Origin of the sequence: Hyphomicrobium sp. (genome assembly GCF_020852195.1) — a bacterium.
In the GTDB taxonomy this organism is placed as follows: domain Bacteria; phylum Pseudomonadota; class Alphaproteobacteria; order Rhizobiales; family Hyphomicrobiaceae; genus Hyphomicrobium_C.
Window position 1 is genome coordinate 1 of sequence record NZ_JADZBI010000049.1, and the last position, 11,595, is coordinate 11,595.

Genomic DNA, 11,595 nt, shown 5'->3' on the forward strand with positions numbered 1-11,595 from the left:
CACAGCGAAAGCGATGCCGACGTTGCCGCCCGAGGGGCTGAAGATCGCGGTGTTCACACCGATAACCTCGCCGTTGAGGTTGAAGGTCGGGCCACCGGAGTTGCCCTTGTTCACCGCGGCGTCGATCTGGATGAAGTCATAGGGGCCAGAGCCGATGTCGCGGCCGAGCGCCGAGACGATGCCCGCCGTCACCGTGCCGCCGAGGCCGAACGGGTTGCCGACGGCCAGCGCCCAGTCGCCGACGCGCGCCGGCTTCTCGGCGAACTTCACGAACGGGAACGTCTTCGACGACTTGATCTTGAGCAGCGCGATGTCGGTGCGCGGGTCGGTGCCGACCAGCTCCGCCTCGAGCTTCTCCTGGTCGTCGAAGCTGACGTGGATCTTGTTCGCGCCCTCGACGACGTGGTTGTTGGTCACCACGTAGCCGTCCTGCGAGATGACGAAGCCCGAGCCCTGCGCCTGCGAGGGGCGCTGCTGGGGCATGTTGCGGAATTCCTTCGGCAGGTTCTTGAAGAACTCGTAGAAGGGGCTGTCCTCGGGGATGTCGGGGAAGCCTTCGGGCAGGCCCTTGGCGTTCTTGTCCCGCTTGGCCCCCGCAACCACGGAGATCGAGACCACGGACGGCTTCACCTTCTCGATGACATCCGCAAAGGAAAGCGGCGCGCGGCCGAACGGCGTCTCGACCGAAGGCGCATCGGGGGCGAGCTGCGCCAGCGCCGGCCGCGGCGCGAGTCCGCCCATGAGAACGGCCACGGATGCCGCCGCGGCAACGGTTGCGTGTGCCATCCGGCGTCCCGAGGCTTCCTTCGACCTTGGCCCGGTCTTTGCTCTGGACGCCCTATCACCGGAAATAAGCATTCAAGTCCTCCGCTCAGAAGCGCTGATAACGACTGTCGCCTGCAGAGGTAGTCCTTCCGGCCTTACGGCTGCCTTTCGGCCACGTTAAGAGTTGGTAATGAAAGATTTCCTGCGACGCATCCGGGCCTTGAGGGCCGCTTTGGACCGCCCCCTTCGCGGCCTAGGGGCGGGCGTCCTCGCGGCCGGCCTGGCCGGGGCCGGCGCAGCCTGGTCGGGGCCGCTGCCGCAGCCACCGTCCGGTCCCGAATTCGGACCGTCGCGGCCCGGATTGCTGCACCGCGTCGCCGTTTTCGGGACAGACGACCGGATGGCGCTGCCGGCGGACAAGGCGGCGCTGCGCCGCTCCATCGGCCTCATCTACGAGGGGCGGTCGCATTCGGTGTGCACGGCGTTTTGCGTCGGCGACGACATGATCGCGACGGCCGGGCACTGCCTGTTCCGCACCGCGGGCGAGCGGCCGCTGCGTCTCAAGGGGGTCGAGTTCCGCCTGCAGCCGCACGACGGGCCGGCGCTCAGCTCACGCATCGCCGGATCGGAGCACAACGGAGAGGCGCAGCACGTGGCGGCGGGATCGCTGGAACTCCGCGTCCGGCCGCCGATCGACGCCGCCCAGGACTGGGCGCTGATCCGCATCCGCAAGCCGATCTGCAAGGGGCATGCGCTGCCGATCAGCCGGCAGCCCGCCCGCGCGCTGATCAAGCTGTCGGCGGCGCAGCGCGTCTACCAGGTCAGCTACCACCGCGACTTCGGCGCCTGGGAGCTGGCGCTCGGCGCGCCGTGCGCGATCCGCCGCTCGTTTGGCGGCGCGGACTGGAGGGCGATCGCGAAGGATTTCGTGGATGCGGATCATGTGATCCTGCACACCTGCGATACGGGCGGCGCCTCGTCCGGCTCGCCCATGCTGATCGACGGCCCGAAAGGTCCCGAGGTGGTCGGCATCAACGTCGGCACCTACCTGCAGGCACGCGTGCTGACACAAAAGGGCGAGGTCGTGCACCGCTACAAATCGGAGACGGTGGCCAACACCGCCGTCGGCGCGGCGGCGTTCCGGCCGGCGCTGGACGCGCTCGCGCGCGCGGAGATCCTCGCCTCGCGGGACGACGTCATCGTGCTGCAGCGCCTGCTCAAGGTCGAGGGGCATTACCGCGGGACGCCGGACGGTGTCTACGGGCCGCTGCTCAACGCCGCTGTGCGGGCCTTCGAGCGCGCGGAGGGACGCGGCCAGACCGGGCTTGCGACGGTGGCGCTCTTGAAGCGGCTCGCGGCGCGTGATGCCGAGCGGCGCGGTACGCCCGGCACGCCTCGGCCCACACAGATCGAGACCGGCAGCGTCGGCTCGCACACCACGACTCGCGGCAACGCACGCCTGCCGCGCTGAGCATGCGGCCCTGGGTCCCGGTTCTGCGCGACGCCGCCATCGCGCAGCCGCGAGAGCCGGATCTATGGGCCACAACGGGATTTCGAGCACCTGAAATGTTGCGTTCGTGGAAGTTTGCGGAGGCCCCGACCTTCGTCGGGGTGACGTTGTGTTTTGCTGCGAGCGCCTTCAACAAAAATGACGTCATGCCGGCGTCATGGCGAAGCCATGCTTCGCATGGACGGCCGGCACCCACGCCATTCTCCACCTTCGCCACGCGAGCAGGATCCTCGCGAGACGGGGGAGCGCGACGAGATCAGGATCGATCGCGTTGCTCGTCCCGGAGCAGCGCGTCGAGCGCAGCCTGCTCGTCGGCAGAGAGCTTGTTCGCCGGCGCGGCGGCCGTCGCCGGCTTGCGCGGCGCGCCGAAGGCGTTCCACAGGATCAGCGCGGCGCCCGCGAGCGCGAGCAGCGGCATCAGCCACAAGAGAAGCGTGGCGGCCGAGAAGGGCGGCTTCAGGAGCACGAACTCGCCATAGCGGTCAACGATGAAGGCGCGCACCTGCTGATCGGTGTCGCCCGCGGTCAGGCGCTCGCGCACCAACACGCGCAGGTCGTGGGCGAGCGGCGCGTCGGAATCGTCGATGGACTGGTTCTGGCAGACGAGGCAGCGCAACTCCGCCGAGATGTCACGCGCGCGCTTCTCGAGCGCCTTGTCGGCCAGCACCTCCTGCGGCGTCACCGCGTAGGCCGGCGTGTCCCCGACGGCGAAGGCGGCTAAGCCGGCAGCAAGGGCTGCACATACGAGAGGTGTTGCACCGAGCCTCATCGCATCCTCACTCGGCCGGGACGCCGGCCGGCGCGCGCGAGGCGCGGCGCGGGGCGCCGACGCGCAGGCGACGGTCGGAGAGCGAGACGGCGCCGCCGAAGAACATCACCAGCGCGCCGAGCCAGATGCAGCGCACGAGCGGGTGGAAATAGAGCCGCACGGCAAAGCCGCCGTCCGGCTGCTGGTCGCCGAGCACGGCGTAGAGGTCGCCGGTCCAGGCGGCGTAGATGCCGGCCTCCGAGGTCGGCTGCGGCGGGGCGTCGTAGAGCCGCTTCGACGGCTCGAGGCGCGTCACGGGGGTGCCGCCCCGCGTCACGTCGAACACGCCGATGGTCTCGGTATAGTTCGGACCCTTGGCCGGCGCGGCCCCGCGGAAGGCGAGCTCGTAGCCCGCGATCACCGCCTTGTCGCCCGGCCTCATGAGCAGGATCTCCTCGCTCTTGTAGGCGCTAGTGCCGACGATGCCCACCACCATCATCCCGACGCCGAAGTGCGCCAGCATGGTGCCGAGGGCGGCACGCGGGAGATTGGCAAGCCGGCGCAGCGATTCCGCGAGCGGCGCGTTTCCGAGCTTGATGCGGAACGCCGTCTCGCAGAGGGCGCCGGCCATGACCCAGACGCCGACGGCGAAGCAGAACGGCGCCAGCCACGGACCGCGCCAGGCGATCGCGAACGATGCCACCAGCACGACAGCGGCGATGACACCGGCCGCGATCAGCCGCTCCATGGCGGCGGCGATGTCCGCACGCTTCCATGCCAGCAACGGCCCGAGTGGAAGCGCGAGCAGGAGCGGGATCATCAGCGGCACGAAGGTCATGTTGAAATCGGGAGCGCCGACGGAGATCTTGGCGCCGGTCAGGGACTCGAGCGCGAGCGGATAGAGCGTGCCGACCAGCACCGTCACGCAGGCGGTGGTCAGGAGCACGTTGTTCAGGACCAGCGCGCCCTCGCGCGAGATGGGCGAGAAGATGCCGCCCTGCTGCAGGTCGCGGGCGCGATACGCGAACAGCGCGAGGCCGCCGCCGGTGAACAGCGCCATGATGGAGAGCACGAAGACGCCGCGTCCGGGATCGACGGCGACGGCATGCACGGAGGAGAGCACGCCCGAGCGCACGAGGAAGGTGCCCATCAGCGAGAGCGAGAAGGTCAGGATGGCGAGCAGGATGGTCCAGACCTTCAGCGCCTCACGCTTCTCCATGACGAGCGCGGAGTGGAGCAGCGCGGTGCCGGCCAGCCACGGCATGAACGACGCGTTTTCGACCGGGTCCCAGAACCACCAGCCGCCCCAGCCGAGCTCGTAGTAGGCCCACCAGGAGCCCATGGCGATGCCGATGGTGAGGCACATCCAGGCCAGCAGCGTATAGGGGCGCACCCAGCGCGCCCAGGCGGCATCCGTGCGGCCTTCGATGAGGGCGGCGATGGCGAACGAGAAGGCGAGCGAGAAACCGACGTAGCCCATGTAGAGGAACGGCGGATGGAAGGCGAGCGCCGGGTCCTGCAGGATGGGGTTCAGGCCGCGCCCGTCGAACGGCGCGGGGTCGAGGCGCTCGAACGGGTTCGAGGTGAGCAGGATGAAGAGCAGGAAGGCGAGCGCGATCGAGCTCTGCACCGAAAGCACGTTGGCCTTGAGCGTCGCCGGCAGGTTGTTGCCGAAGACGGCGACCGCGGCGCCGAACACGGCGAGAATCAGCACCCACAGCAGCATCGAGCCCTCGTGGTTTCCCCACACGCCCGAGATTCGATAGATCAGCGGCTTCGAGGAATGCGAGTTGGCAGCCACGTTGGCGACCGAGAAGTCGGACGTGACGTAGGCGTGCATCAGGGCGAGGAACGCGATGAGGATCAGCGCGAGCTGGCTCAGCGCCGCGGGCTCACCGAACTTCATCAGGCGCACGTCGCGCTGATGGGCGCCCCAGGCCGGCACGACGGTCTGCGCTGCGGCGACGAGCAGCGCCAGGATCAGCGCGAAGTGTCCAAGCTCGATGATCACGCGGTGTGTCCTTTTTCTCCCGTCATCCCGGCGAAGGCCGGGATCCAGATAAGCTTCCACGAATGTGACGCTTCAGAAGCCGCGCCCTGGCGGAAACGTGACGTGGATCCCGGCCTCCGCCGGGATGACGTCAATGGGGAGGCCAACGAAGAGAACGGAGACGCCAACCGGGTCATGGGCTCGCCGTCCCTTCTGGATGGCGGGCGCCCTCGCCGAGCTTCACGCCCTTCTCCTGCAGCGCTTTCGCCACCTCGGGCGGCATGTAGGTCTCGTCGTGCTTGGCGAGCACGGTGTCGGCCACGAAGTGGCCGTCGGCACCCAGCGTTCCCTCGGCAACGATGCCCTGCCCCTCGCGGAAGAGATCCGGAAGGATGCCCTCGTAGCTCACGGGAACCGTCGAGAGCGTATCCGTCACCGTGAATCCAACTCTGGTGCCCTCGCCGCGCACCACCGAGCCGTCCGCCACCAGGCCGCCGAGGCGGAAGCGCACTCCGGGCGCAATTTTATGCTGCGCCACATCGCTCGGCGTATGGAAGAACACGATCGACTGGCGGAACGCGAACAGCATGAGGATCGCGGCCAGCGACAGCACGCCCACACCCAGTCCGATCAGGAGACCTCGCCGTTGCTTGCGTGTCATTGCGCTCTCGCGGGCTCCTCTGTTCCGATGCCGAGGCTCGCTGCGGATTTCTCGATCTCGTCGAGCGGCGCCTGCTCGCCCGCGAAATGCTCACGCGCGCTGGCGAGGGCGCCGCGGGCGTCGTCATCGCGCCCCAGCACTTTATAGGCCCGCGCGAGCCTGATCCATCCGTCGAGATCGCGGCCATTCTCCTTAAGGCGCGTGGCCAGGCGGTCCACCATGCGCGCGATCAAGGCGTCGCGCTCGGCGGGCGCCATGGTGGAGACGTCCGGCATCTCGCCGGCAGGCACCGTGGCCTGGGCCGGCGGGGTGGATTGCTGCGCACCAGCCGGCTCGCCCCTGATCCTCTTCTCCACGAGGTCGAGACGCTCGGACACGGCAGAGCGCCAGGATGCGTCCTCGGGCGCCTTGGCGAGAATATCGCGGTACTCGATTGCCGCGCCCGCGAGATCGCCGTCCTGCTCCTTGGCGAGCGCCAGCCAGGCCCGCACCTCGATGCGCTGCGGCTCGAGCTCGAGCACGCGCAGCGCCGCCTTGCGCACGGGCTCGCTCACGATGCCGTTGCCGGCGAGCAGCGTCGCCTCGGCGAAGCCCAGCAGGCGGCGCACGCTCTCGCCCTCGAGGCGGTTCGCCTGCGCAAAGGCGTGCGCGGCATCGGCGTAGCGCTGCAGGCGCAGGTAGACCGGCGCGATGACGTCCCAGCCCTTGCCGTCGTCGGGGTGCTCGCGCAGGCGCTCCTCAACGCGCGCGATCAGGCCGGCGACGTTGGACTCGCCGACCTCGGCGGCCTTGCGCTCGTCGAAGGGGTGATCCGGCAGATGCGGCGAGCCGCTCGCGAGGTAGAGCGCGATGCCCGCCACCGGCAGCACGGCGGCGACCGCGGTGTAGATGCGGCGCGCACGCGCAAGGCTCGCGGCCTCGTCTTCGCCGCCCGCTGTCTCGGACGCCTTCGTGCCCGCACGTTTCAGGAGGCGGCGGGCCACCTCGGCGCGGGCGCTCTCGATCTCGCTGTCGATGAAGAGGCCGCGGTCGCGCTCGGCATCGAGCTCGCGGAGCTGGTCGCGGTAGACGGCGAGGTCGGCTTCGGCCGGCGCGACGGCTTCGGCGGGCGCCTCGCGCAGCGGCCGCAGCAGGAGGGCGACGATCGCCGCTGTCAGGAACGCGAAGCAGAGCCAAAGCAGCATTTAGAAGCCTTCTAGCCTATCCCCCCGGTTCAATAGGGGCGGGACTCCAGGCTGACAAGGGCCGCTTGGTCGTAAGGAGGCGTTTTGGCGCCGCAGGCGCGAATTCTCGCGCTGACGGGACCACGTGCTGCACTGCGGGAGGATGGCTGCTGGGTCGCGGTGCGGCCGGCTCAGCCCACGTTGCTCCACGTGCCGTCCGGATTGCGGCAGGCGGTGCCGCGCATGGATTGGGGACGGCCGTCTATGAAGACCTTGTGCGTGTAGTCGCGGCAATCGACCGTGCCGCGCTTGTACGGCCGGCTCGGCACGACCTCGCCGTAGCGCCCGTTGTCGGGGTTGCGCCACTGACGGGAAACGCCGGACTGGCCACGCTCGAGCGCCTCGAACTCGGCCTCCTGCGCATAGCGACGGTCCTGCTCGTCGAGCGAGCGGCCGATCTCGCTGCCGACGATGCCGCCGACCACGGCGCCGATGGCCGTCGCCGCGATGTTGCCGCCGCCCTTACCGACCTGGTTGCCGAGGATGCCGCCTGCAACCGCGCCCACGACCATGCCGGTATCGGCCTTGCTCGGGCCTTCAGGCCCACAGCCGGCAAGCCCAATCGACAGCATCAGAAGCGCAGAAGCGCAAATTGCGCGCATGAAGATCCCCGTTTTGGCCCGCGGACATTCTCTCACCGCATCCCACGTCTTAGCGACGCCGCGTGCGGCGGGGGGCTCACCCTGCCCAAGGAATGCCCAGAATGTGACTCGTCATCAAGCACATCCCATGCTCCGTTTCTACCGGGATTCAGGCGAAAGTTCGGCTTAATCACCGGAAAATCGGCCGTCTCCTCAGGCGGACGGAAGCACGAGATCGACGCGCAGGCCGCCCATGGACGACCGGTCCAGCCTGACGCTGCCTCGGTACGACTGCACGAGGTCCGTCACAATCGAAAGTCCGAGGCCCGTGCCGGGCTTGGTCTCGTCCAGCCGGACGCCGCGCTTGCCGATGCGGGCGCGCTGATCGTCTGAGAGCCCCGGGCCGTCGTCCTCGATGCGGATGGTGAGGCGGCCGGGCGGGCGGCGGCTGGTCGCGGCCGCGACCTCGACGGCGACCTTGCCCTTGGCCCATTTGCAGGCGTTGTCGCAGAGGTTGCCCAGGATCTCCTCGAGGTCCTGGCGCTCGCCGGCGAAGCGGACGTCGGGCGGGCAGTCGATGGCGATGGCGATGGCGCGCTCGCGGTGGATGCGCTCGAGAGCGCGCTTCAGGGGCTCGAGCACGTCGTGCACCTGCGTCGCGCGCCCGATGACGCCGACGCCGGCCGCGACGCGCGCGCGGTCGAGGTAGTGGTTCACCTGATCGCGCATGATCTCGGCCTGCTCGGCGATCTTGCGTCCGAGCGTGCCCCTGTCCTCGCGCGCCTCGTTGGTGATCACCGCGAGCGGCGTCTTCAGCGCGTGCGCGAGGTTGCCGACCTGGGTGCGCGCGCGGTCGATGATCTCCTGGTTGGAGGCGAGCAACGCGTTGAGCTCCTGCTGCAGCGGCTCGATCTCGGCGGGAAGCTCGCCGTCGAGCCGCTCGGCCTTGCCCGAGCGGATGTCGGAGAGCCCCTGCTCGATGCGGCGCAGGGGGAGCAGGCCGAAGCGCACCTGGAACAGCGTCGCGGCGACAAGGCCGACGCCGGTCAGCACGAGCGCGATGGAGAGGCGGGTGAGGAAGCTCGCGAGGCGCGTATCGAGCCAGTCGATGGGGCCGGCGACGATGATCGAGTAGCGCGGGCCCTGCCCCGGAGGACCGGGGTTGTCGATCAGCTCGACGAGGCGGATGCCTTCGCCCGCAGGCCCGGTGGCCTTCATCCAGCGCGCGCCGTCCTCGTCGGCCTCGATCTTGCGCTCTATGGGCAAGTCGATGGTCGCGTCGCCGAGCGAGGCGGAGCGCAGCGTCGCCGCTGCCTTGTTGTCCAGCGGGCTGACCTGCCAGTACCAGCCGGAGCGCGCGTCCTCGAACAGCGGCTCGTAGCGGTTCTTGGGGGCGATCGGCTCGCTGCCGCCGCTCATGCTGTCGACGGCGATGGAGGTGACGAGCTTCTCGAGCCGGTTGTCGAAGGCGGCCTGCAGGTCGTCGCGATTGAGCTGATAGATGATAATGCCCGCGATCGGCAGCACGAGCAGCACCCACGCCAGAGACGTGGCAAACAGGCGGAAGGCGAGCGAGTTAAGCGTCATCGGCGCCGCGGCTCATGCGATAGCCGAGGCCACGCACCGTCTCGATGACGTCGGCGGGGATCTTCTTCCTCAGGCGGCCGATGAAGACCTCGATGGTGTTGCTGTCACGGTCGAAGTCCTGCTCGTAGAGGTGCTCGACCAGCTCGGTGCGCGAAACCACGCGGCCGCTGTGGTGCATGAGGTAGGCGAGGAGACGGTATTCGTGGGAGGTCAGCTTCACCTGCTGGCCGTCGCAGGTGACGCGCGAGGACTTGGTGTCGAGGCGCACGGGGCCGCACTCGATCTCGCTCTTGGCGTGGCCGGAGGCGCGGCGCACTTGCGCGCGCACGCGCGCCAAGAGCTCCTCCATGTGGAAGGGCTTGGCGAGGTAGTCGTCGGCGCCGGCGTCCATGCCGGAGACCTTGTCGCTCCAGCGGTCGCGGGCGGTCAGGATGATGACCGGCATGTTGCGCTTGGCGCGGCGCCACTGCTCGAGGATCGAGATGCCGTCCATCTTGGGCAGGCCAAGGTCGAGGATCACGACATCGTAGGGCTCAGTGTCGCCGAGGAAATAGCCCTCCTCGCCGTCGTAGGCGGTATCGACGGCGTAGCCGGCGCCGGTCAGCGCGGCGTTGAGCTGGCGGTTCAGATCCTTGTCATCCTCTACGACGAGTATGCGCACGGGGCCTCTCAGCATTGCCTCGGGTGTGGGCGAACTATAGTCGGCCCTGCGGGCCGAGCCTAGAGGCCGGTCCCTCACGAGAGGCATAACGGGCGACGGGCGGATGTCCGCCGCCCTCCGCGCGGCCTTTAACCTTTCGGCTTGAGCAGGGCTTTCTGGAGCGGAACCGTGGCACGCATGCGGCCGTAGATCGTCATCAGGGTCCCGATCAAGGCGCCCACTGTTTGCACCGCGTCGACCACCTGCTCGCCTGCGTCCTGCACGAGGTCGCCGCTGACGTCGACGCCGGTCACCGGCGCCAGCGCGGGAACGACGGTCGAGAGAATGGTGACGATGGTGCCCCAGATGGTGATGGAATGGCCCCACCACTTGCCGCTGGTACTTGCGGTCGGCGTCTCGGTCATGTCGGTATCTCCTTCTGGTTGGGGGGAAGCGGATGCGGTCTCGGCCGCGAGGCTGCGGGCGCGCTTCAGCGTCGCCTCGACGCGGGCGAGCCAGCCGCGTCCGAAGCGCGGGAAGTGCGGCAGCGCGCGGTAGCGGCGGCGGCGGATAGCGGCGTAGGCTCTGAGCGCGTCGGGGACAGGCAGGCTCTCGGATGGCGGCATCGCAAAGCGCCTCCGTTCCCATGCGCGGAAGGCCATGAGGGGATGTCTCCAGGTTGTGCTCGTGGTGCCGCCGCCGGGCTCGGCGAGTGCGGCGAAAATGAAAAAGCCCGAGCGGAGCTCGGGCCTTTTCCGTATTCGAGGTCAGTTCATCCAGCCTGCCAGCGGCGGCTGGTTTCGAGGACGCGGCGTGTCACGAACCACAGCCAATCCCATTCAGGGTTGCCGCCACCCGTCTCAAGCCATTCGGCCACGATCGCATCGGAGATCTCTTCTTTCGTCGCGCCGTACTGGGTCTGCTCAACCCATTCAAGATCGCCATCTTCGGCGTGACGCACGGGAACCGCACCAACTGCCAGTAGGCGTAGCACGCACAGGCGCACGAACTCGGCAAGGTCGTTTCCCTCAAAACCGAAGCTTCGGCCGCCAGGAACAATCTTCCATAGGCCCTCGCCATCGCTGTCGATCTCATCTGGGATCGTCGCGATGTACTCGGCTGCGGTGTCGCCGACAGCACTCCTTCGCAAGACGTCAATCAAGACAATGGATCCGCGCCCCGGTTCGCAACAATGCGTTTCCACCGCTGTCTACGATATCAATCGTATAGCCATAGAACTCGCTTATTCGTACTCCGACTACTGTATTGTCAGACCTCAAATACCAAAGCCCCCGATAAGCGCCAGGTGTCTCGGTTTCCGTGGCGCCTGTGGTCAGCTCTCGCAAAATCCTATCGAACTCTTTGCGGTTGACAGTGGTGGTATCCCTACCGATCCAAGCTGTAGCTTTTCCTCCTGTGTCCGCCATCGCCCCCTCCGACATCGACCCCAATCGGTCGCTTCGCGAGCGGGGCTCCCGCCCCGCACCCCGGCCGGGAGAACGTATCCCCCGGACCCCCTCCTTTTTATATTTCCGTACAACGAGCGACGGCTCAGTTTCCGTCGCAGTCGGAGGCACGCCGAATGCCAGCGCGATCTCGCGCGCCGCACCGTTGCGCGCGGCGATGAAGTTCATGTCCTTCGGCGACAGCGACAGCAGCTTCCAGTCGAGGTCGCCTTCCAGGAGCAGCGGACGACCCGCGCGGCGCCCAGCACGACTAGCCCGCGTGCAATTGCTGTCTCATCGCAGTAAATAGTGCGATGAGGTTGTTCGAGTCTGGAATGAAGATGTCGGCCCCAGAGCTGTTCCACAGCTCTTCCAACTCTTCAGCTGTGTAGTCGCCACCCAGCAACTGGTCGAGAAAATCTGCAAGCGCGTCACGCTCCGACTC

At 68.1% G+C, this 11,595-nt stretch carries 12 protein-coding genes; 1 reads left to right on the forward strand and 11 read right to left on the reverse strand.

The window, feature by feature from the left end; all coding sequences use genetic code 11:
• Positions 1-786, reverse strand: a 786-nt coding sequence (locus IT540_RS03975) for a trypsin-like peptidase domain-containing protein (RefSeq protein ID WP_291173606.1), incomplete at its 3' end; no start/stop codon positions are given.
• Between the two features lie 169 nt (positions 787-955).
• On the opposite strand from IT540_RS03975, the gene IT540_RS03980 reads away from it, so the two are divergent.
• Complete coding sequence (locus IT540_RS03980; protein WP_291173609.1) at positions 956-2,236, forward strand: peptidoglycan-binding protein; 1,281 nt, start codon at positions 956-958, stop codon at positions 2,234-2,236.
• A gap of 295 nt (positions 2,237-2,531) precedes the next feature.
• Here IT540_RS03980 and IT540_RS03985 read toward each other — a convergent pair whose 3' ends face one another.
• The 10 genes from IT540_RS03985 to IT540_RS04030 form a co-directional block, all read right to left on the reverse strand.
• On the reverse strand, positions 2,532-3,044 hold the full coding sequence (locus IT540_RS03985; protein WP_291173612.1) for a cytochrome c-type biogenesis protein CcmH: 513 nt from the start codon (positions 3,042-3,044) through the stop codon (positions 2,532-2,534).
• Positions 3,045-3,051: 7 nt separating this feature from the next.
• Positions 3,052-5,034 carry a heme lyase CcmF/NrfE family subunit gene (locus tag IT540_RS03990; RefSeq protein ID WP_291173614.1) on the reverse strand — a complete coding sequence of 661 codons (1,983 nt, stop codon included), beginning with the start codon at positions 5,032-5,034 and terminating at the stop codon, positions 3,052-3,054.
• A 172-nt stretch (positions 5,035-5,206) separates the two neighbouring features.
• The gene (gene ccmE / locus IT540_RS03995; RefSeq protein ID WP_291173617.1) at positions 5,207-5,674 is read right to left on the reverse strand and encodes a cytochrome c maturation protein CcmE; all 468 of its coding nucleotides are present in this window, start codon (positions 5,672-5,674) and stop codon (positions 5,207-5,209) included.
• Positions 5,671-6,858, reverse strand: coding sequence for a c-type cytochrome biogenesis protein CcmI (gene ccmI / locus IT540_RS04000; RefSeq protein ID WP_291173620.1), 1,188 nt, complete (start codon positions 6,856-6,858; stop codon positions 5,671-5,673). The genes ccmE and ccmI overlap by 4 nt, the downstream gene beginning before the upstream one ends.
• Positions 6,859-7,028: 170 nt before the next feature.
• The gene (locus IT540_RS04005; protein WP_291173623.1) at positions 7,029-7,499 is read right to left on the reverse strand and encodes a glycine zipper 2TM domain-containing protein; all 471 of its coding nucleotides are present in this window, start codon (positions 7,497-7,499) and stop codon (positions 7,029-7,031) included.
• Between the two features lie 192 nt (positions 7,500-7,691).
• Positions 7,692-9,065: an ATP-binding protein gene (locus IT540_RS04010; protein ID WP_291173626.1), complete on the reverse strand. Its 1,374-nt coding sequence runs from the start codon at positions 9,063-9,065 to the stop codon at positions 7,692-7,694.
• Positions 9,055-9,726 carry a response regulator transcription factor gene (locus IT540_RS04015; protein ID WP_291173630.1) on the reverse strand — a complete coding sequence of 224 codons (672 nt, stop codon included), beginning with the start codon at positions 9,724-9,726 and terminating at the stop codon, positions 9,055-9,057. The genes IT540_RS04010 and IT540_RS04015 overlap by 11 nt, the downstream gene beginning before the upstream one ends.
• Positions 9,727-9,854: 128 nt before the next feature.
• Positions 9,855-10,331 carry a hypothetical protein gene (locus tag IT540_RS04020; protein ID WP_291173634.1) on the reverse strand — a complete coding sequence of 159 codons (477 nt, stop codon included), beginning with the start codon at positions 10,329-10,331 and terminating at the stop codon, positions 9,855-9,857.
• A 146-nt stretch (positions 10,332-10,477) separates the two neighbouring features.
• Positions 10,478-10,867: a hypothetical protein gene (locus tag IT540_RS04025; protein WP_291173637.1), complete on the reverse strand. Its 390-nt coding sequence runs from the start codon at positions 10,865-10,867 to the stop codon at positions 10,478-10,480.
• Entirely contained in the window at positions 10,860-11,393 is a 534-nt protein-coding gene (locus tag IT540_RS04030) for a phage portal protein (protein ID WP_366029185.1), read from the reverse strand. Before IT540_RS04030 ends, IT540_RS04025 begins: the two co-directional genes overlap by 8 nt.
• Positions 11,394-11,595: the final 202 nt, after the last annotated feature.